The sequence below is a fragment of the Myxococcota bacterium genome (assembly GCA_039030075.1).
Classification (GTDB): domain Bacteria; phylum Myxococcota_A; class UBA9160; order UBA9160; family SMWR01; genus JAHEJV01.
In genome coordinates this window covers 190,448-210,477 of sequence record JBCCEW010000001.1, presented here as the reverse complement: position 1 = coordinate 210,477, position 20,030 = coordinate 190,448, and the positions used below count along the sequence as shown (strand labels likewise).

Here is a 20,030-nt window from a genome sequence, read left to right as displayed (position 1 = left end):
TCCGTAGCGGCTGGGCGGCTAGCCCTTCGGCGCCCGCAGGTCGCGCGGCAGGCCCAACCCGCGCTCACCGATGATGTTGCGCTGGATGTTCGACGCGCCGCCAGCGATTGCGATCGCAATGGCGCTCATCATCCGCGCGGTCCAGGCGCCGGGCGTTCCCGCGGCGTAGGGGACCTGTTCCTCGTCGAGGAGCTCACGCAGCCCGTCGGCACCGATCCAATCGAAGCCCGCGTCCGAGAGCCCGCGACGCAGGTTCGTGCCGTGGAGCTTCATCATCATCATCGGCAGCATCACATCTTCGAGCTCGCCCCGCGCCGTTGCGCTCAGGATCCGCTTCGCCGTGTACTCCTGACTCAGCAGGTACCCCTCGAGCTCGGCCAGTCGCTGGCGCACATGGGGGTCCGAGAGCCCCGGGCCGGCGTTCCCGTCGCCCTTCCGCGCCAGCGCCACCAGCTCTTCGAACATGTGCCGCGTCTGGTTCGGATTGCCGATCATGTTGCGCTCGTGCTTGAGCGTGGCGCGCGAGACCTGCCAGCCCTGACCGCGCTGCCCGACGACGTTCTCGGCGGGCGTGCGCACACCGTCGAAGAACACCTCGTTGAAGAGGGCCCCGCCGGTCATTTCGCGCAGAGGCCGCACGTCGATGCCCGGCGATTTCATGTCGATCAGCAGGTAGGAGATACCCGCGTGCTTCGCAGCATCGGGCTCGGTGCGGAACAGCCCGAACATCCAGTCCGACTTCTCCGCACCGGACGTCCAGATCTTGTGGCCGTGGATCACCCACTCGTCGCCGACGAGCTCGGCGCGCGACGAGAGCGATGCGAGGTCGCTGCCCGCGCCCGGCTCGCTGTAGCCCTGGCACCAGATCTCCTCACCGGTGAGGGCCTTCGGGACGAAGCGCTGCTTCTGGGCCTCGGTACCCATCTCGAGCAGGGTCGGCGCGAGCATGGCGGCGCCCTGGGTCAGCAGGTTGCCCGGCGCGCCACTGCCCGCGTATTCCTCTTGCAGGATCTGGTCGAGGATCACGTCGGGCTCGCCCCCGGAGCCGCCGTACTCCACCGGGACGTGTCGGTAGACGAAGCCCCGCTCGATCCCGCGGCGGCGGAAGAGCGCCTGCTGCTCCTGCTCGGGCAACTTCGCCTCGTCGCCCTGCAGGGGCCAACCTTCGAGGAAGGCGCGCACCTCGGCGCGGAAGGCTTCGTACTTCTCTCCGTATCGTAGGTCCATCGGGGGTCTCCTGTGGCGCGCGGCTAGCGGGCAGCGCGCTTACCAGCTTCTGCGCCTACCAACCGGAAATCTGGGCAGCGCGCTCGCGGTGCACCTCGGGACCGCCGAGGAAGGTGCGGTCGAAGAGCACGCGCTTGAACCAGATCTGGACATCGGACTCCCAGGTGTACCCGATGCCCCCGTGCAGCTCGACGGCGTCGCGGGCGGCACCGATCGCGCGATCGGTGAGGTGGGCCTTCGCGTGGGCGGAAGCGTGGGGCGCCCGGTCCGGGAGCTGGTCGACCGCGTGCGCGGCGTACCACCACAGCCCGCGCGCGGGCTCGAGGGAGGTGGCCGCGTTCGCGATCTGGTGCTTCACGCCCTGAAACTGGGCGAGGGGCGTCCCGAACTGCTCGCGGGTTCCGGCGTACTCGATCGTCATGCGCAGGAGCCGCCAGGCCGCGCCGAACGCATCGGCCGCGAGGATCGCGAGAGCGGCGTCGCGCACGCGCGCGGCCGCGCCGGCGCCCGGCAGGGCCTCGGCCTTCGCGCCGTCGAGGTGCAGGTGAGCGATCCCGCGCGTGCGGTCGAGGCCCTCTTCCGCGGTCCACGACACGCCCGGGTCACCGGTCTCGACGAGGGCGAACCCACCGCCCTGGGTACCCACGACGAGCAGATCGGCCCGCGCCGCGTCGGGGACGTAGCGCTTCTCGCCGCGCAGCGACGCGCCCGGTGCCAACGCCCACTCCTCGGGCTGCCACGCAGAGGAGCCCTCGAGGAGCGCCACGGTGGCCGTGACGTCACCGGTCGCGAGCTTCGGCAGCCACTCGGCCTGCTGTGCCTCGCTGCCTCCCCAGGCGATCGCCAGACCAGCAAGGGCGTGACCGAGAAAGGGGACGGGCAGCGCGGCCTCCCCGAGCACTTCGGCCACGAGCGCCAGGTCCAACACTTCGAGACCGCTGCCACCGTGGGCCTCGGGCAGCGCGAGACCCCCGACGCCGATCTCGACGAGGCCCTTCCAGAGCTCGGGATCGTGGCCCTGCCCCGCCTCGAAGAGTTCGCGAAGGCGCGGCAGCGGGCACTCTTGGCCGGCGAAGTTGCGCAGGGTGTCCTGGAGGAGTCGCTGCTCCTCGGAGAGGCCAAAGTCCATGGGGGTCCTCGTTCGGCGCCTCGGCGCGGCGCTCGTGGGGACCGCTGATATACCATCGACAGCGGAGGATGTCGTGAGCGACACGCGAGACAGCGAATCTAGGGGCGGCCAGCGCCGGGACCAGCGTGCAAGCAGCGGCGAGGCGGACTGGAAACCGCTGCTCGATGAGCTCGATCGCCGTCAGTCGCGCGCACGGGACATGGGCGGCGAGGAACGCGTCGCGCGCCTCATGCACGGCCGCGGCAAGCGCGACGCACGCCAGCGCATCGCCGCCCTGTTCGATCCAGGCAGCTTTACCGAAATCGGCTCCCTGGTGGGCGGCGAGGACGTCCCGGCCGACGCCTTCGTGGCGGGCTTCGGGCGCATCGATGGTCGCCCGACTCTGGCCGGCGCGGAAGACTTCTCGGTGCTGGGGGGCTCGATCGGCAAGGGCTCGATGGCGAAGCGCTACCGCCTGTGTGAGCTCGCCGAGCAGGAGCGCATCCCGCTGGTGATGATGCTCGACGGCGCCGGGCACCGGTTGACCAGCAACCTCGAGGGAGGCGGACGCACCCCGAACGATCTTCTCGCCCTCGCCGACCTGTCCGGCCAGGTGCCGATGGTGTGTCTCGTGCTCGGCGCGTCGGCCGGCCACGGTGCCCTCGCCGCCCCGCTCTCCGACTTCACGGTGATGAGCGCTCACGCGTCGATGTTCACGGGCGGACCGCCGCTCGTGAAAGCCGCCACTGGCGAGGACGTCACCAAGGAAGAGCTCGGCGGCGCGAAGCTCTGCACCGAAGTCGCCGGCACCGCCCACAACCTCGCAGCCGACGACGACGAAGCGATCGCCATGGCGCGCCGCTACCTCGGCTACTTCCCGGCGAACTGCGCCGAGGCGCCGCCGCGTCGCGACGGCCCCGACGCCGCGCCGCGTCGACTCGAGCGCATCTTCGATCTCATGCCCGCGAACGAGCGACGCCCCTACAAGATGGCGCGCGTGCTCGAAGAAGTGGTCGACGCCGACAGCCTCTTCGAGATCCAGCCGCGCTACGGCCGCTCCCTGGTGTGCGCCCTCGCCTTCCTCGGCGGCCACGCCGTTGCCATCCTGGCGAACAACCCGGCCGTGCGCGCCGGCGCCGTCGATACGCCGGCGGCGATCAAGGCCACCGACTTCATCCACACCGCCGATGCCTTCGGCCTGCCCCTCGTCTTCCTCGCCGACAACCCGGGCGTCATGGCCGGCACCCAGGCCGAGCGCGACGGGATCCTGAAGTGGGCGGGGAAGATGTTCCAGGCTCAGCGGCGCGCGCGCGTCCCGAAGCTCCACGTCACGCTGCGCAAGTCCTTCGGGTTCGGCGCCTCGTCGATGGCCCAGAACCCCTTCGACAAGCAGACCCTGTCCTTCGCCTTCCCCGGCGTGACGATGGACGCGATGCCCGCGGCGAGCGGCGGTGCGTCCGCGAAGCTCGACTCGGACACCCAGTCCCAGGTGGAGGAGCGCCAGCGCGGCGGGCCGTGGGGCATGGCCGAGGCGCTGACCTACGACGACGTCATCGACCCCCGCGACCTGCGCGACAAGCTGATCGCCGGACTCTCCCTGCTCGCTCATCGCCGCGCGGGGGACTAGCCCGCAAGCGGTCAGGCCTGCGCGGCCTCGGCCTCGGCCCGCTTGCGTGCGACCTTGTCGAGGTAGGGTCCCAGGTCCGGTGCGAATGCGGCGTGCGCGCACAACCGCTCGAAGCAGGCCCACGCGCGGGGAAAGTCCTTCGCGGCGGCATCGAGCAGCGGAGGCACGCCGAGGGACGCGAGCGTCGCGAGGGACCGCCCCTCCCCGCACAGCAGGGTGATCTCGGCGGCGTACACGATGTCGGCGAGGCTCAAGGCCTCCCCCACCAGTGTCGCGCGGTCCGGGGCCAACGCCTGGTCCATCCCTGCCAGATAGGACGTCAACGCTTCGCGCGTTTCTTCGTAGAGAACAGCGTCGAGCCGATCACCGCCCAGCGCCAGCAGATAGCGCTGGGACGCGCGGGCGAAGACCAGGCTCACATCGAGAAAGCTGTCGATGCGTGACGCCTCGTAGGCATCGTGCCCGTAGAGGTTGCAGCGCGACTGGCCGATGCGCGCGACCGCGCGCGCGATGCTGTTCGACTCGAAGATCCCCACGCGACCGTCGGGGCTGAACGCCGCGGGAACCGTGCCGAAAGGATGCGCGTCGAGGAACGCGTCGGTCTTGTGGAGCTTCCCCTGGAAGCCGGTCCGGGCCTGGCGCTCCGTGTCGGAGGCATCGGCCTCGCCCGGCGCGAGTGGACGCGCCTCGAAATCCCACAGCCAGTTCGCGAGTTCCGGCGGCTTCGCACCGCGGGTCTCGAGATCCAGGCCGCACAGGCGCGCGGCGATCGTGGCTTTCGCCAGCCGCGGGTTGGGCAGGTAGGAGAAGAGCCGGAGGACCGGCCCTTCCGGAGACGTCGCACTCACGGCGTCGCCCACCTGCCGTCCCCCGTCTGCGGCATCACAGCGCTTCGACCCGGGCCAGGGTGCTCTTGTGCCAGGGGGTCCCGGCGAGCCAGTCCCGATCCTCGGCCGCCGTCAGCTCGTTCGGCGAGACGCCGGTCGGCTGCCGCGCGCCGCTCTCGTCGGGGTAGTCGAGTCCCAGACCGTTCGGGATCGACACGTGGCCGCGCTGCATCCGGTCGGAGAGCTCGACGCTCACCTCGGTGGCTCCGCGACGCGTCGACAGCCGCGCGCGGCCCCCATCGGCGAGGCCCAGCTCCTGGGCGTCTTCGGGGTGGATGCGCAGCGCCCCCCCGGCGTCCTTCTTCCGCCATTCCGGGTTGCGCACGATCGTGTTCGCTGTGAAGGAGCGTCGTTCTCCCGCCGACAGCAGGAACGGAAACTCGGCCGTTCCCGCGATCGGCGCACTGTCCTCGAGGCCTTCGAGTTCTTCGCGCAGTTCGGGAATCGACAGCTGGATCCGCTGGTCCGCCCGGGACACCCGCTCCCAGCTGGTATCCCAGTCGTCGACCGAGAAGATCACGCCGCTCTCCCCGGCGAGCACACCGTCGAAGAGCGCGTCCCCGAGGTCGAGGCCCTCGCCTTCGAAGCCCGCGCGCCGGATCGAGTCCGGATTCTTCTGCGCCGCCATGTGGCAGAGCGCATAGAGCACCGCGCCTTCGGCGAGCCGATGCGGGAGTTTGTCACCGATCGCGCGGAACAGCACCACCGGGGCCAGGGCGAAGAAATTCGGCTGGCTGCTCAACAACTCGAAGAACTTCTCCCGGAACGGGACGCGGCCTTCGTCCCAAGCGGTGCGCAGCGCCTCCACGGCCTCGGTGGGCATCTCGCCCATCGCCTCGACCAGGCGGGCGTGAAGCTCGGCTTCCGAGAAGAGCCCGTCCGGCGGCTCGAGCAGCGGCCGGCGCAGATGGAAGTAGTTGTGGGGGAACTCGAAGTTGAAGAACGTCGCCTCCGCCTTCTCGAACTGGGACGACACCGGCAACACGTAGTCGGCCGTACGCGCCGTCTCGGTCATCGCCACGTCGATCACCACGACGAAGTCGAGGGCCTCGAAGGCCTCGCGCATGCGCCGGCTGTCGGCCAGCGAGTGCACCGGATTCGCCGCTTCCACGAGCATGGCGCGGTAGCGCTTTTCGTGGTCGGTCAGGATCTCCTCGGGGATCACGTTGCACGGAACGAGCCCGGAGATGATGCGCGCCCCCGCCACCGGACTGGTGCGCTGGCCGCCACCCCCCGAGGAGCCGAGGGGCTGGAGCGAGGCGGGCGAGTACATCGCTCCCTTCTTCCCGAAGTTCCCCGTCGTGAAGGCGATCAGCCGGTGCAGGTAGCTGACCAGCGTCGAGTGGCGGTTCATCTGGACCCCGAGGTCCTCGAAGAGCGCCACGCTCTCCGCCGCCGCGATGCGGCGGCTGGCCGCGCGCACCTGGTCCTCGGGAACGCCCGACCTCTCGCAGTAGGTCGCGATGTCGAGACTCGCGAAGTGGGGCAGGATCTCTTCGCCGCCCTCGGTGTGGGCCTCGACCCAGGCCTTGTCGACGAGGTCTTCCTGCACGATCACGGCGATCATCGCCGAGAGCAGCCAGGCATCCGCGCCCGGCTTCACCGCCAGGTGGAAGTCGGCCAGGTCGGCCGTCTCGGTGCGCCGCGGATCGATCACGATCATGCTGCGCTTCGGATCCTTCGCGATCTCGCGCAGGGTGAGCCGGGCCTGGGGCATGCTGTGACTGAACCAGGGATTCTTGCCGATGAAGACCCCGACCTCGCAGTGCTCGAAGTCGCCGCGCGTGATGCAGCCGCTCATCTTGCCGGCCACCCAGAACTCGCCGGTCTTCTCCTGGGCCAGGGCGTTCGAGCGATAGCGCGAGCCCAGCACCGAACGGATCGTGCGCGAGTAGCCGCCGGGCAGATGGTTCCCCTGACCGCCGCCGCCGTAGTAGAAGATCGACTCCCCGCCGTGCTCGTCGCGGATCGCGGAGAAGCGCTCGGCCACCTCGCGGATCGCCGTGTCCCAGTCGATCGACTCGTAGGTTCCGTCCGCGCGCCGGCGCTGGGGCGTCAGCAGTCGGTCGCGACCGTTCTGGTAGTAGTCGAGGCGCGACGGCTTCTCGCAGGCGTAGCCCTTCGACATGACGTGCTTCTTGTCGCCGCGGATGCGCGTGAAGCGACGGCCGTCCTCTCCACCCAGCTGGATCTCGATCCCGCAGTTGCACTCACAGAGAATGCAGGCGGTGGAGTGCCATTCCGTGTTCTTCGCGGTGGTCGCCATGGGAGTCTCCTGGTGAAGGTGCGCGCCACGAGAGCATCCAGGATTTGGTTGCTTCATGCAACCAGAATCCGACGATCTGCGGTAGGCTGTCCTGACTGTGAGTCGCACCCGCTTCGATCACATGCAGTGCGGAATCGCCCAGGCGCTGGACGTCCTGGGCGATTGGTGGACCCTGCTGATCGTCCGCGATGCCTTCTTCGGCATCCGACGCTTCGCCGACTTCCAGGCGGATCTCGGCATCGCGAAGAACGTGCTCAGCGACCGCCTGAACCGGCTGGTCGAGAGCGAGATCCTCGAGCGGGTCGACGCGGGCACCCAGGGCACCCGCTACGAGTACGTCCTCACCGAGAAGGGCGAGGCCCTGCTGCCGGTGCTGACGTCGCTCCGCGAATGGAGCGATGACTGGGTCTTCGGCCGCGGCAACGAGCCCCTGGTCTTCCACGATCGCAAGAGCGGACGTCGGGTGCCCCGCATGGAGGTGCGCGCCGCCGACGGCCGCCGCCTCGGCCGGCGCGACCTCAAAGCCCAGCGCGGCCCCGGGGCGCGCTGAAACGCCTCCCCGGCTCGGCGAAATCGCGCATCCAGGCGGCCCGGCTCCGCGCCGATACGAAGGCATGGACGCGGATGGTGGCGACGAGCGGCGCTTCGAGCGCGAGCGCATCCGGATTCCGGGCAGCGTGCACTGCGGCGGCGAAACGCTGCGGGGGTTCGTGTCCAACCTGTCCGCCACCGGGCTCTTCCTCGAGACCCGCAGCCCCGCCCCGCCCGCCGGCCAGGACGTGCGCGTCGAGCTGGTGCGCTCGGAGAACGAGACCTTCGAGATCCTCGGTCGCGTCGCGCGGGTGGTGGGAGGACACCGGGCCGCCGCGCCGGTCGCGCGCCAGGGATTCGGGATCGCGCTGACCAGCGCGCCCGAAGCCTTCTACGCCTGGGTGGCCGAGCTCGGCGACTAGCCCGCGACCTCCGCGCCGCGGACCCCGCGCCAGGTGATACGATCGCGCGGTGCGGAGCCTCACCTACAGCGACGAGCAGGAGGAGTTCCGCTCGGTCGTGCGGCGTTTCCTCGACGATCATTCGCCGCCGACCGAAGTCCGCCGCTGGATGGAAGACGACGCGGGCTTCGACCCCGCGGTCTGGCGGCGCCTCTGCGACGACCTCGGTGTCGGGGGGCTCCACCTCCCCGAGGCCTACGGCGGTCAGGCGTTCTCCGCCGTCGAGCAGAGCATCGTGCTCCAGGAGATGGGACGCGCCCTGCTCTGCTCGCCCTACTTCGGCTCCATCGTGCTCGCGGCGACCGCGATCGCGCATGGCGCGACCGACGCCGCGAAGAAGGAGCGGCTGCCGGACCTCGCGAACGGAAGCCAGCGAGCAGCGCTCGCCTTCGCGGAGCAGACGAGTGCCTGGTCTCCCCACGACGTGGCCATGACGGCGACGGCCGACGGTGCCGACTTCCGCCTCGACGGATCGAAGCGGTTCGTCGTCGACGGCCACTCCGCCGATGGGCTGGTCGTCGTGGCCCGCGTCCCGGGCAGCACCGGAACCGACGGCCTGTCGCTCTTCTGGGTCGCCGGCGACGCGGACGGCCTGGAGCGACGTCGCCTCGAGAGCCTCGATCCCAGCCGCAAACTCGCCCAGCTCGACTTCGCAGGCGTCCGCGCCGCCGCGCTGGGCGCGCCGGGAACCGCCGCCGGCGCCCTCGATCACACCCTCGATCTCGCCTGTATCGCCCTCGCCCACGAGATGGTCGGCGGCGCCGAGCGCGTCCTCGAAACCACCGTCGAGTACGCGAAGACCCGCGTCCAGTTCGGGCGGCCGATCGGCTCGTTCCAGGCGATCAAACACAAGTGCGCCGACATGCTCGTCGACGTGGAGCTGGCGAAGTCGACCGCGATCCACGCGGCCGCGGCTGCGGCCGAGGGCGCCGAGGACCTGCCGCTGCTCGCGGCGCTGACAAAGGCGCTGGTCTCCGACGCCTATCGGACCGCGGCGACCGAGAGCATCCAGATTCACGGGGGCATCGGGTTCACCTGGGAGCACGACTGCCACCTCTACTTCAAGCGGGCGCGCAGTGCCGCGATCCTGCTCGGCGACGCCACCCATCACCGCGAACGCATGGCCCGGCTCCTCGAGCTCGGAGCCAGCAAGGCCTCGGCATGACCGTCACCGAAGCGAGCGTACGCGCGGAAGTCCGCGCCTGGCTGGAAGCCCACTGGGACCCGGAGCTCTCCTTGCGCGACTGGCGCGAGCGTCTCGCCGACTCGGGATGGGGCTGCCCGACCTGGCCCGAAGCCTGGTACGGGCGCGGGCTGCCGCTCGCCATGGAGAGCGTGGTGCGCCAGGAGTTCCGCCGGGCGGGGGCGGTGGGGATCGCCTCGGGCGGAGGCAGCGGACTCGCCGCGCCCACGATCCTCGAGCACGGCTCCGACGAACTGAAGCGCGCACTGCTGCGACCGATCATCACGGGCGAGCACGCCTGGTGCCAGCTCTTCAGCGAACCCGGCAGCGGCTCGGATCTCGCCGGGCTCACCACCCGCGCGGATCGCGACGGCGACGAGTTCGTGATCAGCGGCCAGAAGGTCTGGAACACCAGCGCGCATCACGCCCAGTACGGGATGCTGTTGGCGCGCACCAACTGGGACGTGCCGAAGCACCGCGGCATCAGCTACTTCGCCTTCGAAATGGAGCAGCCCGGCGTTACGGTGCGCCCGCTCCAGCAGATGAACGGGTACGCGTCCTTCAACGAGGTATTCATCAACGAGGCGCGGGCCACGCTCCACCAGGTGATCGGCCAGGTCGACCAGGGCTGGAGCGTCGCCCTCGCGACCCTCGCCCACGAACGTCGGCTGGCGGGGATCCACGACGACACGCCCCTCGAAGGCAGTGGCCGCGCGATCGAGGAGTACCGCGAGGAGCGCGCGCACGTGATGGCGCCCTACGTCTGGTATCCCCAACGCTACGGCCGCGTCGACCTGATCGTGAAGCGCGCCCGCGAAACCGGGCGCGACAACGACCCGGTGGTGCGCCAGGAGATCGCGAAGCTCCTCTCACTCCAGCGGGCCGCCGGCTGGACCGCCGAGCGCGCCAAGCAGGCGCGCGTGCTGGGCCGACCGCCCGGGCCGGAAGGGTCGATCGGCAAGCTCTGCGGTAGCCACATCGCACGCCAGGCCGCCGACACCCACGCCCTGATCTCCGAGAGCGACGCGCTACTCGCCGGCGAAGACGGACCCGAGGCCGGCATCATCGCGGAGATCCTGCTCTCGGTACCGGGCCAATCGATCGCCGGCGGAACCGACGAGATCCAGCGCAACATCCTGGCGGAACGCCAGCTGGGCCTGCCCCGCGACCCGACCACCGATGCCGGGAAGCCCTTCCGCGACGTGCCGCGCAACGTCGCGGACTGAACCGCCTACCCCCCGGAACGCTTCGTTCCCGCGAGGAGTCGCACCGACATGGAACCCTTCGGCCGCTTCGGCGACGTCCACGTCTCCCTCGGCGACGATGCCGTCGCCCTCGCCGAGATCCGGCGTCCGCCCAACAACTTCTTCGATCGTCCCCTGATCGCAGCCCTCGCCGATGCCTTCGAGGCCCTCGACGCCGAAGCCGGCTGCCGCGCGATCGTGCTCGCATCCGAAGGGCGCCACTTCTGCGCTGGCGCCGACTTCTCGGGACGCACGGGTCCCGTCGAGGACGACACGGGTCGCCATCTCTACGACGAGGCCGTCCGGCTGTTCGCGACGCGCACCCCGGTGGTCGCGGCGATCCAGGGCGCCGCGGTCGGCGGGGGGCTCGGCCTGGCGCTGATGCCGGACTTCCGGGTGGCCTGCGCCGAGGCGCGGTTCAGCGCCAACTTCGCGCGACTGGGCTTCCACCACGGTTTTGGTCTCTCGGTCACCCTGCCCCGGCTGGTCGGCCCCCAGGCGGCGGCCGAGCTCCTTTACACCGGTCTACGGGTGAAGGGCGACGAAGCCTTTGACATCGGTCTCTGCGACCGCCTGGTCGACCAGAGCGACGTGCGCCCCGAGGCACTCGCCCTCGCCCACGAGATCGCGCTCTCGGCGCCCCTCGCGATCGCGTCGATCCGCGAGACCCTCCGCGGCGACCTGGCCGCCGCGATCCGCGTCGCCACGGATCGGGAGAAGGCCGAGCAGGATCGGCTCCAGAAGACCGAGGACTTCCGCGAGGGCACGCGCGCGATGGCCGAGCGCCGTACGCCGGACTTCCGCGGGCGCTAGCGCAGGTCGGGGCGCAGGCGCGCTTCGAGATCGGCGCGAATCTCGGGCGGGAACTCGATCGCGCGGCGCTTCCCCAGGTGCAGTGCGAGCTCGACGACTTCGTTGGCGAGCAGGAGTTCCTGCGTGTCGAGGTCGAAGACCCAGTAGCGGCGCAGGTTCGTCTTGCGCGCGAGCTCGACGTTGGCGACGAAGCTCTGGATCCGCATCCCCGCCATGGGCTGCCGCACCATCACCGAGCGCGCCTCCATCGACGCGAGGCCCATCTTCCCGCCGTCGGGCAGGTCGAAGACCGGGGGACCGAGCGGCTTCCCGCGCACCTCCAGCGGCTCTCCACCCCACATGTAGAAGGGCCGCGCTTCGGCGGGCAATCGGCCCTCGGCGTCGCAATCGGCGGCGTCGATGCGCCGCGGCTTGCGAAAGGCGAGGCCCGTCGCGAGCGCGTCTTCGAGGCTGGGCGCGACCGGCGGCGCGTCGAGGTCGATGCTTCGCGGCCCGCCGTGTTCGGGCCGCAGCGCGAGGGAGCGTTCGAGCTCCTTGCGCGCGGCTCGCGGGATCACCAGCGCTTCCGGCTCGCCGGGCAGCCGGAACTCGACGTCGTGGCAGAAGGTCGCGGCCAGCTCTTCCCGCGCCGGGTTTCGGAGCTCGTGGTAGATCCGCAGGCAAGCGTCGTCGATGCGGATCAGACCTCCGTGCACCTCGAGGGCCGCACCCGTGTGCTGTTCCCGGTGGTAGCGGGTGAACATGCGCGGCAGGTCGTGGGCAAGCGGGCCCGCACTGCCGAAGCACGCCGCGTCCACGCCCAGCTCACCGAGCAGGCGATCCGTCGACGCCAGCGCGCGCGTCGCGTAGTGACGGACGTTCATGTGTCCGAGATCGTCGATTTCGTCCTCGCGTACCACACTCTCGTGCAGCACGCGGAGCGCACCCGCTGCGTGGGCCATCCCGCTCTCCCCGCTCAGTAGCCGAGCAATGTCGCGTAGCGATCGCGATGAAAGGAGGCGTTCCCGAAGGTCGCCTCGGTTGCGCGGGCGCGCTTGAGATAGAGGCCTGCGTCGAACTCGTCGGTGACCCCGATGCCCCCGTGGAGCTGGATCATCTCGTTCGACATGTGGTGCAGGAAATCGCCGGCCTTCGCCTTCGACAGCGAACACAGCAGGGCCAGCTCTTGGGAATGGGAGTCGCCGGCCTCGTCGATGGCCTGGAGCGCAGCTTCGACGCAGGAGCGGGTGAGTTCGAGCTTCGTGAAGCACTCGGCCGCCCGGTGCCCCAGCGCCTGGAAACCGCCGATCACCTCGCCGAACTGCACCCGGTTCTTCAGGTAGTCGAGCGTCATGTCGAAGGACTGGCCCGCCACGCCGAGCATCTCGGCGGCGAGACCGGCCCGGGCGCGATCGAGGATCTGATCGAGGACCGGCGCCGCACCGCCCTCGCTGCCGAGTAGGGCATCGGCCCCGACTTCCACGCCGTCGAAGTTCACGTTCGCGTACCCACGGCTGTCGGCGAGGGTCAGGCGCTGGCTCGAAACGCCGCCCTGCCCCGCCTCGACGAGGAACAGGGAGAGCCCTTCGGCGTCGCCCGGCTTGCCGCCGGTCCGCGCGACCACGACGAAGGCGTCGGCGCTGCCCCCCTCTAGGACGTGCTTCTTCTCGCCACTCAGGCGGTACCCGGCACCCGTCTTCTCGGCCTGGAGGGCCGTGCCGTACGGAGCGTGATGGGGCCTCTCGTCGACGGCGAGGGTGACGATCGCGGTGGCATCGGCGATGCCCGGCAGCCAGGCGGACTGCTGCGCTTCCGATCCCGCCAGGCGCAGCGCATTTGCGCCGACGAGCCCCGAGGCGAGCAGCGGCGAGGCGGTGAGCTGGCGGCCCAGCTCTTCGAGCACCACGCCGAAGGTGAGGTGACCCATGTCGACGCCGCCGAAAGCCTCGGGCACCACGATGCCGGGCCAGCCGAGCTCGCCGATCCCCGCCCACGTCGCCTTGTCGAAACCGGCCTCGGTCTTGCGGTCGCGCATCTCGCGAAACTTCGCGACGGGTGCTTCTTCGCCGGCCCAGGTCTTCGCCTGTTCCTTCAGCAGGTTCTGTTCTTCGGTGAGTGCCGCCATCTGTCATTCCCCGTAGCCGCGGCCCGAAGGGGCCGTCGGCTCGTTGCCGTTCGGTGAACGGTCTCGGTTCAGCCGCGTTGGGTGCTCTCGGGCAGGCCGAGAATGTTCTTCGCGATGATGTTGTTCTGGATCTCGTAGGAGCCGCCGTAGATCGAAATGGCCTTCCCCGAGAGCCAGTGACGCACGGCCTCGAGCTCGTGATCCTCGAAAGGATCGCCTTCCCAGCCCAGACCGGAGTGACCCAGGATCTCGATCGCGAGCTCGGCCCGCTCCTGGGAGACGTCGGACGCCGCGTTCTTCATGATCGACGCCGTCGCCGACACCTTCGCGTTGCCGCGGGCTTCGGCGATCATGCGCGACAGAGTCAGGTTCTGGGCCTTGGCGTTCATCAGGTGGGCGGTGATCCGGGTGCGCAGCTCGGGATCGGCGACGCGCCCCTCGGCGTCGGTGCCCACGTATTCCTTCGCGAGTGCGTGGATCGACTTCTTGGCCGCCGCGCCACCGGCACCGCGAGCGCCGGTCTGACTGGCGCGCTCGTGCTGGAGCAGGCGCTTGCCGACGGTCCAACCCCCATTCAGCGGCCCGAGCAGCTCACCCTTCGGCGTCGTCGCGTCGTTGAAGAAGGTCTCGCAGAAAGGCGACGCCCCCGCGATCAGCTCGATCGGACGCGTCTCGATGCCGGGCTGGTTCATGTCGAGGATCAGGAAGCTGATGCCGTCGCGCTTCGGCGCGTCGGGGTCGGTGCGCACCAGGCAACCGATCCACTGGGCGATGTTCGCGCCCGAGGTCCAGGTCTTCTGGCCGTTGACGAGCCAGTGGTCGCCCTTGTCCTCCGCCTTGCACTGGAGCGACGCGAGGTCCGAGCCCGCGTTCGGCTCGGAGTAGCCCAGCGCCCAGAAGACCTCGCCGCGGCAGATCGGCGGGATGTGGCGCTGCTTCTGCTCTTCGGTGCCGTACTCGAGGATCGTCGGGCCCACCATCGTGATGCCCATACCGGCCTTGACGGTGAGCGGGTTGAACGCGCCGAGCGCCGACATCTCCTTGCGCAGGACCTCGGCCTCGAGCTGGGAGAGCCCGCCACCGCCGTACTCGGAGGGCCAGGTCGGGGTGGCCCAGCCCTTCGCGCCGAGGCGCTGGCACCAGAGGTCCAGGTCGGCGTCCTCCGCCACGTGCTCCATCCCGATCAGCTCGGAGCCGCGGTGGGCGATCGACTTGGGGAAGTTCTCCTCGAGCCAGGCGCGGGCCTCGCCGCGGAAGGTCTCGAGGGCGTCCGTGGAATCGGGCATGGGGGTCTCCCTTGGGCGGCCCGGGACGAGCCGGGCGCGGCCATGCATCCTAGTCCATCGGGCCCGGGCCGCCGGTCCGCGACGGTCGCGGTCGCTCCCCGGAGCAAGGGGCCGGCCCGGCAACCGGGCCCGAGAACCCCCTAGGCGGGGTCGGCTTTCTTGCGCGACGGCCGCCCGCCCATGCGCTCCTTCATGTCCCGGGGCATGCCGTAGGGGGCCTGGCGCTCGTAGTCGAGGGCGCGAGAGCGCGGCGTATCGGCGTGGGTCCGCAGCAGGCGCTTCACCATCCGATTGGTGTCGGGCGAGTTGGCGGCGATCTCGGCGGCGAGCGCGTCGACGCTGGCGTCGAGCTGCTCCGCGGGACAGACCCGGTCGACCAGACCGATCTCCCCCGCCTCGCTCCCCGAGATGCGTCGGCTGGTGAACATCAGCTCCTTGGCGGTGGGCAGCCCGACCCGCTCGGGCAGGCGAACGCTCATGCCCCAGACGGGTACGAGGCCCCACTGGCCGTGGGTGTCGCCGAGCTTCGCGTCTTCGGCTGCGATGAGGAGGTCGCAACCCAGGGCGAGCTCCAGCCCGCCCGTGAAGCAGTGGCCGCGGATCTTCGCGATCGTCGGCATCGGCAGCTGTTCGAGCGCCTCGACGGTCTCGGACTCGAAGTGCTTGCTCGGCGCACGCTCGCCCGCAGCGATCGACTCGAGGTCGTGCCCCGCGCAGAACGAACGACCGGCGCCGGTGAGCACGACACACGCCACGTTCTCGTCGACCGCCAGGCGATCGATCTCCTCGCGAAGCGCCACGATCGACGGAATGTCGAGGGCGTTCAGCTTCTCGGGCCGGTTGAGCGTGAGGGTCGCGATGCCGCCCGCGTCTTCGCGCACGAGTCCCATGCTGGCTCCTTTCGCGGGGCGAGCGCGGCTAGACCAGCCGGGCCCCGCCTTCGCCCCAATAGCGATCTCGCAGCTTCCGCTTCGCCATCTTGCCGGTCTCGGTGCGGGGCAACGTGTCGACGAAGTCGATCGTGCGCGGACACTTGTAGTGGGCGATGCCCTCGCGGCAGTAGGCGATCAGCTCGGCCTCGAGCTCGGGCCCGGGCGTCTCTCCTTCCGCGGGGATGACGACGGCCTTCACCTCTTCGCCCATCTCTTCGTTCGGCACCCCGATCACCGCCACGTCGTCGACCTTCGGGTGGACCGTGAGATGGTCCTCGGTCTCCTGGGGATAGATGTTCACCCCGCCCGAGATGATCATGTTCGACTGGCGGTCGGTGAGGTAGAGGTAGCCCTCGTCGTCCAGGTAGCCGATGTCGCCGATCGTGAAGAGATCACCGTGGTAGGTGTTCTTCGTCTTCTCGGCGTCCTTGTGGTACTCGAAGCGCCCCGTGTTCGGCGCCTCGAAGTAGATCGCGCCCTCGGTGTTGGGCTTCGAGATCTCGGTGCCGTCCTCGTCGAGCACCCAGACCTTGCCGCCGGACCAGTGACGCCCCACGGAACCCTTGTGGGACAGCCATTCCTGGGCCCGGATCAGCGTGCCGCCGCCCTCGGTACCGGCGTAGTACTCGAGGATCGCGTCGCCCCACCACTCGATCATCTGCTCCTTGATCGGAATCGGGCACGGAGCCGCCGCGTGGACTGCGACGCGCAGCTTCGAGAGGTCGTAGCGCTCGCGCACGTCGCGGGGCAGCTGGAGCAGGCGTCGGAAGTGGGTGGGGACCCACTGGGACGACGTGACCGACTGGTCCTGCATCATCTGGATGGCGAGCTCGGCGTCGAACTTCGGCATGATCACCACCGACGCACCGATCCGCAGGTGCTGGGTGGTGAACATGAGCGGCGCCGTGTGATAGAGCGGCGCCGGACACAGGTAGCGGTCGTCTTCGTTGATCCCGAAGAAGCCGAGGAACGCCTTCGCGAACAGGGCGACCATCGGATCGCCGGGCGGCACGTCGGCGAGCGGGCGGCGTACCCCCTTCGGTCGCCCGGTGGTGCCCGACGAGTAGACCATGATCGCGCCCTCGCGTTCGTCGTCGAGCGGGACGTCGCTCGGGATCTCGGCCAGGGCGGCTTCGGCGGTCTCGAAGCCTGCCGGGGCCGTCCCCGAGCTGACCAGCCTGTGCTTCACGCGCGGGCACTGGGCCACGACGCTCGCGGCGACCTCCGCGAAGGCGGGCGACACGACCAGCACGTCGGCATCGCTGTTCTCGACGATGTACTGGATCTCGTCTTCCTGGAGATGCCAGTTGACGGGCGTGAAGTAGAGCCCGGCGCGGTGGCACGCCCAGAAGAGATCCATGTGGCTCGGATCCGTGTTCTCCATGAGCACGGCGACGCAGCCGCCGCGCTCGAGACCGCGCTTGCGGAACAGCGCCGCCCAGCGGCGTGAGCGCTCCTCGAGCTCGCCGAAGGTCTCGACGAACTCTCCGTTGCCCAGAATGATCGCGATCTTGTCCGGGTCGGCGGCGGCGTGAACGGCGATGGTTCCCATGGCGAAGCTCCTCTCGCGGCGGACGGGCTGGGCTCAGACCAGTTCCCACTGGTCGAAGGACGTGATGGTCTCGGGCCCGGGACGCTGCGCGACCTTGAAGTCGGTGCCGACCGTGTAGGCCACGGGCAGCAGCGCCACCTGGGTCACGTCGTCGGGAATGCCGAGCAGCTTCGCCGCTTCCTGTTCGCGGAAGAGGTGGAGGGTCGTCCAGGCCGAGCCGAGGCCCCGGCTGCGCAGCGCGAGCTGGAAGCTCCAGACCGCCGGCAGGATCGAGCCGTACATCGAAGCGTGTGCCGCGGCGGGCGCACCTTCGGGCACGCGTCCCGTCACGCAGGGAATCACGTGGACGGGCACCTCGTGGAGGTGGTCCATCAGGTAGAACGCCGAGTCGTAGACCCGCTGGGTCTGCGCGTCGGACGAGTCGAGGTTCTCCTTCGCCGCGGCGAGGTACTCCTTGCCGGTCTCGGCGTAGATCCGCGCCAGCTCGGCCCGCTTCCCGGCGTCGGTCACGACCATCCAGCGCCAGGTCTGGCTGTTGCTGCCCGTCGGCGCCTGCTGGGAGATGCGGATGCAGTCGAGGATCACCTCCCGCTCGACGGGACGCGTGAGATCCAGGCGCTTGCGCACCGCGCGGGTGGTCGAGAGCAGGCGATCGGTTTCGGCGAGATCGAAGGGGGCGGACATGGTGTCTCCTGGTTGGCTCGAGCGCAGGGGGCAGTGGGGCGCGCAAGTGTTTCTGACATACGCCGCGAGCGCCGGTCAAGCGGGGAAGCGCGGGCTCAGTCGGCGACCACCGCGGCGGCAGCGTTCTCCTCGGCGAAGCGCGCGAGGAAGTCGGCCACCGCCATTTCTCCCAGCTCGCCGTCCTCGCGCGAGCGGGCGTTGACGGTGCCCGAGTCCTGCTCGCGCTCACCCACGACCAGCGCGTAGGGCAGCTTGCGCAGGCTCGCCTCGCGGATCTTGTAGCCGACCCGGTCGTCCTTGAGGTTCGCCTCGGCGCGCACCCCGGCATCGAGCAGCTTCTCGTGCACCTCCTTCGCGTAGTCGAGGTACTTGTCGCTGACCGGGATGACGACGGCCTGCACCGGCGCCAGCCAGAGCGGGAAGCGCGCGGCGTAGTGCTCGATCAAGATGCCGAGGAAACGCTCGACGCTGCCGTAGCACGCGCGGTGAATCATCACCGGCGTGTGCTTCTGGCCGTCGGGGCCGACGTAGGTCAGCCCGAAGCGCGCCGGCATCGAGAAGTCGAGCTGGATCGTGCCGCACTGCCACGAGCGCTTCAGGGTGTCGCGAATGTGGAAGTCGATCTTCGGGCCGTAGAACGCACCGTCGCCCTCGTTGAGGTCGTACTCGATGCCCTCGGATTCGAGGGCCGTGCGCAGCGCCCCCTCGGCCTTCTCCCAGATCTCGTCGCTGCCGATGCTCTTCTCGGGGCGCGTCGACAGCTCGATGCGCACGTCGCCGAGGTCGAACATCGCGTAGACCTCCTTGAAGAAGGCGATCAGCATCGCGATCTCGCCCTCGATCTGCTCGGGCGTGCAGAAGTGGTGGGCGTCGTCCTGGGTGAAGGCCTGCACGCGGAAGAGTCCGTGCCGCACACCCGAGAGCTCGCGGCGGTGCACCAGGCCCATCTCGGAGAAGCGCAGGGGGAACTCGTTGTGGCTGCGCGGCCGCGTGCCGTAGACGAGCAGATGGCCAGGGCAGTTCATCGGCTTCACCGCCATCGGGCGGTCCTCTTCCACGTCTTCCTGCACGCCGTCGGGCGCGTTCTCGTCGCGCAGCTTCAGCTTCGTGAAGAACATGTTCTCGAGGTAGTTGTCGTAGTGGCCCGAGGTGTGCCAGAGCTGCTCGGACAGCACGAGCGGCGCCTTCACCTCGAAGTACCCGCGGCGACGCAACAGCCCGCGCATCGTGCCGGTGAGCAGGTTGAAGAGCACCGTGCCGTTCGGGTGGAAGAACGGGAAGCCCGGGGCGTCCTCGTGGAAGCTGAACAGGTCGAGCTGTTCGCCGAGCACGCGGTGATCGCGCTTCTTCGCCTCTTCGATGAGGCGAAGGTGCTCCTTCAACGCCTTCTTGTCGAAGAAGGCCGTGCCGTAGACCCTCACCAACTGCTCGCGGCTCGCATCGGCGCGCCAGTAGGAGCCGGCCACGCTGGTGAGCTTCACGTGCTTCAGCCAGCCCGTGCTCGGCACGTGCGGTCCGCGGCAAAGATCCACGAAGTCGCCGTGCTTGTAGAAGGAGAGTTCGTCGCCGCGGGCGCGGATGTCGCCGACGATCTCCTCCTTGAACTTGTTGTGCCCGCCGTCGATCGCCCGGTAGCGCGCAAACACCTCGTCGCGGTCCGGGTCCGCGACCACGCAGCGCTGGAAGGGGTGGTCCTCCTTCGCGATGCGTCCCATCTCGGCCTCGATGGCCGGGAAGTCGTCGGGCGTGATCTTTCCTTCCGGCAGATGGATGTCGTAGTAGAAGCCGTCTTCCACCACGGGCCCGATCGTGAGTTCGGCCTGAGGGAAGATGCGCAGGATCGCGTCGGCCATCAGGTGCGCAGCCGAATGCCGCAGCACCTCGAGGCCCTCGTCGTCCTTCTTCGTGAGAAGCGCCACTTCGGCGTCGTCCGGAAGCGGGAGGGCCAGGTCGACGATGTGACCATTCACCTTGGCGGCGACGGCGGCCTTGGCGAGGCCGGGGCCGATGTCGGCGGCGAGATCGGCGGCGCTGGCGCCAGCGGCAAGCTGACGCCGGCTCCCATCGGGGAGTCGGACTTCGGTCATCGGGATTCTCCTTCGCGGGACGGACACGAGCCGCCCTC

17 protein-coding genes are annotated in these 20,030 nt (G+C 69.7%); 6 read left to right on the top strand and 11 right to left on the bottom strand.

The annotated features are described in order from the left end of the window. Positions 1 to 18: 18 nt before the first annotated feature. A complete protein-coding gene (locus AAF430_00840; GenBank protein ID MEM7408764.1) occupies positions 19 to 1,227 on the bottom strand; it encodes an acyl-CoA dehydrogenase family protein in 1,209 nt (402 codons plus the stop codon). 55 nt (positions 1,228 to 1,282) lie between these two features. After that, positions 1,283 to 2,356 (bottom strand): acyl-CoA dehydrogenase family protein, encoded by a 1,074-nt coding sequence (locus AAF430_00835; GenBank protein ID MEM7408763.1) that lies wholly within the window; start codon positions 2,354 to 2,356, stop codon positions 1,283 to 1,285. Positions 2,357 to 2,429: 73 nt separating this feature from the next. Between AAF430_00835 and AAF430_00830 the strand changes: the two genes are divergently transcribed. Beyond that, the gene (locus AAF430_00830; GenBank protein ID MEM7408762.1) at positions 2,430 to 3,962 is read left to right on the top strand and encodes a carboxyl transferase domain-containing protein; all 1,533 of its coding nucleotides are present in this window, start codon (positions 2,430 to 2,432) and stop codon (positions 3,960 to 3,962) included. Positions 3,963 to 3,973: 11 nt separating this feature from the next. Here AAF430_00830 and AAF430_00825 read toward each other — a convergent pair whose 3' ends face one another. Further along, a complete protein-coding gene (locus AAF430_00825; protein ID MEM7408761.1) occupies positions 3,974 to 4,810 on the bottom strand; it encodes a glutathione S-transferase family protein in 837 nt (278 codons plus the stop codon). 34 nt (positions 4,811 to 4,844) lie between these two features. Then, on the bottom strand, positions 4,845 to 7,115 hold the full coding sequence (locus tag AAF430_00820; GenBank protein ID MEM7408760.1) for a molybdopterin-dependent oxidoreductase: 2,271 nt from the start codon (positions 7,113 to 7,115) through the stop codon (positions 4,845 to 4,847). 97 nt (positions 7,116 to 7,212) lie between these two features. On the opposite strand from AAF430_00820, the gene AAF430_00815 reads away from it, so the two are divergent. From AAF430_00815 to AAF430_00795, 5 genes are all read left to right on the top strand, one after another. Continuing rightward, positions 7,213 to 7,665 (top strand): helix-turn-helix domain-containing protein, encoded by a 453-nt coding sequence (locus tag AAF430_00815; protein MEM7408759.1) that lies wholly within the window; start codon positions 7,213 to 7,215, stop codon positions 7,663 to 7,665. A gap of 64 nt (positions 7,666 to 7,729) precedes the next feature. Then, the gene (locus AAF430_00810; protein ID MEM7408758.1) at positions 7,730 to 8,068 is read left to right on the top strand and encodes a PilZ domain-containing protein; all 339 of its coding nucleotides are present in this window, start codon (positions 7,730 to 7,732) and stop codon (positions 8,066 to 8,068) included. A gap of 49 nt (positions 8,069 to 8,117) precedes the next feature. Beyond that, entirely contained in the window at positions 8,118 to 9,272 is a 1,155-nt protein-coding gene (locus tag AAF430_00805; protein MEM7408757.1) for an acyl-CoA dehydrogenase family protein, read from the top strand. Continuing rightward, the gene (locus AAF430_00800) at positions 9,269 to 10,516 is read left to right on the top strand and encodes an acyl-CoA dehydrogenase family protein (protein ID MEM7408756.1); all 1,248 of its coding nucleotides are present in this window, start codon (positions 9,269 to 9,271) and stop codon (positions 10,514 to 10,516) included. The genes AAF430_00805 and AAF430_00800 overlap by 4 nt, the downstream gene beginning before the upstream one ends. 48 nt (positions 10,517 to 10,564) lie before the next feature. Further along, positions 10,565 to 11,347 (top strand): enoyl-CoA hydratase/isomerase family protein, encoded by a 783-nt coding sequence (locus AAF430_00795; GenBank protein ID MEM7408755.1) that lies wholly within the window; start codon positions 10,565 to 10,567, stop codon positions 11,345 to 11,347. On the opposite strand, the gene AAF430_00790 is transcribed toward AAF430_00795, so the two are convergent. From AAF430_00790 to thrS, 7 genes are all read right to left on the bottom strand, one after another. After that, a complete protein-coding gene (locus tag AAF430_00790) occupies positions 11,344 to 12,288 on the bottom strand; it encodes a thioesterase family protein (protein ID MEM7408754.1) in 945 nt (314 codons plus the stop codon). The two genes, AAF430_00795 and AAF430_00790, sit on opposite strands and share 4 nt — an antisense overlap. Positions 12,289 to 12,302: 14 nt before the next feature. Further along, positions 12,303 to 13,451 carry an acyl-CoA dehydrogenase family protein gene (locus tag AAF430_00785; GenBank protein ID MEM7408753.1) on the bottom strand — a complete coding sequence of 383 codons (1,149 nt, stop codon included), beginning with the start codon at positions 13,449 to 13,451 and terminating at the stop codon, positions 12,303 to 12,305. Between the two features lie 68 nt (positions 13,452 to 13,519). After that, positions 13,520 to 14,737 (bottom strand): acyl-CoA dehydrogenase family protein, encoded by a 1,218-nt coding sequence (locus tag AAF430_00780; protein ID MEM7408752.1) that lies wholly within the window; start codon positions 14,735 to 14,737, stop codon positions 13,520 to 13,522. 140 nt (positions 14,738 to 14,877) lie between these two features. Beyond that, complete coding sequence (locus AAF430_00775) at positions 14,878 to 15,627, bottom strand: enoyl-CoA hydratase/isomerase family protein (GenBank protein ID MEM7408751.1); 750 nt, start codon at positions 15,625 to 15,627, stop codon at positions 14,878 to 14,880. A 28-nt stretch (positions 15,628 to 15,655) separates the two neighbouring features. Further along, on the bottom strand, positions 15,656 to 17,221 hold the full coding sequence (locus AAF430_00770; GenBank protein ID MEM7408750.1) for an acyl-CoA synthetase: 1,566 nt from the start codon (positions 17,219 to 17,221) through the stop codon (positions 15,656 to 15,658). 33 nt (positions 17,222 to 17,254) lie between these two features. Then, complete coding sequence (locus tag AAF430_00765; GenBank protein ID MEM7408749.1) at positions 17,255 to 17,905, bottom strand: nitroreductase family protein; 651 nt, start codon at positions 17,903 to 17,905, stop codon at positions 17,255 to 17,257. 95 nt (positions 17,906 to 18,000) lie between these two features. Continuing rightward, positions 18,001 to 19,992: a threonine--tRNA ligase gene (thrS, locus tag AAF430_00760; GenBank protein MEM7408748.1), complete on the bottom strand. Its 1,992-nt coding sequence runs from the start codon at positions 19,990 to 19,992 to the stop codon at positions 18,001 to 18,003. Positions 19,993 to 20,030 lie beyond the last annotated feature (38 nt).

Excerpts from the sequence above, each read along its gene's own strand:
- AAF430_00840 (MEM7408764.1), bottom strand. The coding sequence starts at position 1,227 with ATGGACCTACGATACGGAGAGAAGTACGAAGCCTTCCGCGCCGAGGTG.
- AAF430_00835 (MEM7408763.1), bottom strand. The coding sequence starts at position 2,356 with ATGGACTTTGGCCTCTCCGAGGAGCAGCGACTCCTCCAGGACACCCTG.
- AAF430_00820 (MEM7408760.1), bottom strand. The coding sequence starts at position 7,115 with ATGGCGACCACCGCGAAGAACACGGAATGGCACTCCACCGCCTGCATT.
- AAF430_00810 (MEM7408758.1), top strand. The coding sequence starts at position 7,730 with ATGGACGCGGATGGTGGCGACGAGCGGCGCTTCGAGCGCGAGCGCATC.
- AAF430_00800 (MEM7408756.1), top strand. The coding sequence starts at position 9,269 with ATGACCGTCACCGAAGCGAGCGTACGCGCGGAAGTCCGCGCCTGGCTG.
- AAF430_00795 (MEM7408755.1), top strand. The coding sequence starts at position 10,565 with ATGGAACCCTTCGGCCGCTTCGGCGACGTCCACGTCTCCCTCGGCGAC.
- AAF430_00790 (MEM7408754.1), bottom strand. The coding sequence starts at position 12,288 with ATGGCCCACGCAGCGGGTGCGCTCCGCGTGCTGCACGAGAGTGTGGTA.
- AAF430_00785 (MEM7408753.1), bottom strand. The coding sequence starts at position 13,451 with ATGGCGGCACTCACCGAAGAACAGAACCTGCTGAAGGAACAGGCGAAG.
- AAF430_00780 (MEM7408752.1), bottom strand. The coding sequence starts at position 14,737 with ATGCCCGATTCCACGGACGCCCTCGAGACCTTCCGCGGCGAGGCCCGC.
- AAF430_00775 (MEM7408751.1), bottom strand. The coding sequence starts at position 15,627 with ATGGGACTCGTGCGCGAAGACGCGGGCGGCATCGCGACCCTCACGCTC.
- AAF430_00770 (MEM7408750.1), bottom strand. The coding sequence starts at position 17,221 with ATGGGAACCATCGCCGTTCACGCCGCCGCCGACCCGGACAAGATCGCG.
- AAF430_00765 (MEM7408749.1), bottom strand. The coding sequence starts at position 17,905 with ATGTCCGCCCCCTTCGATCTCGCCGAAACCGATCGCCTGCTCTCGACC.
- thrS (MEM7408748.1), bottom strand. The coding sequence starts at position 19,992 with ATGACCGAAGTCCGACTCCCCGATGGGAGCCGGCGTCAGCTTGCCGCT.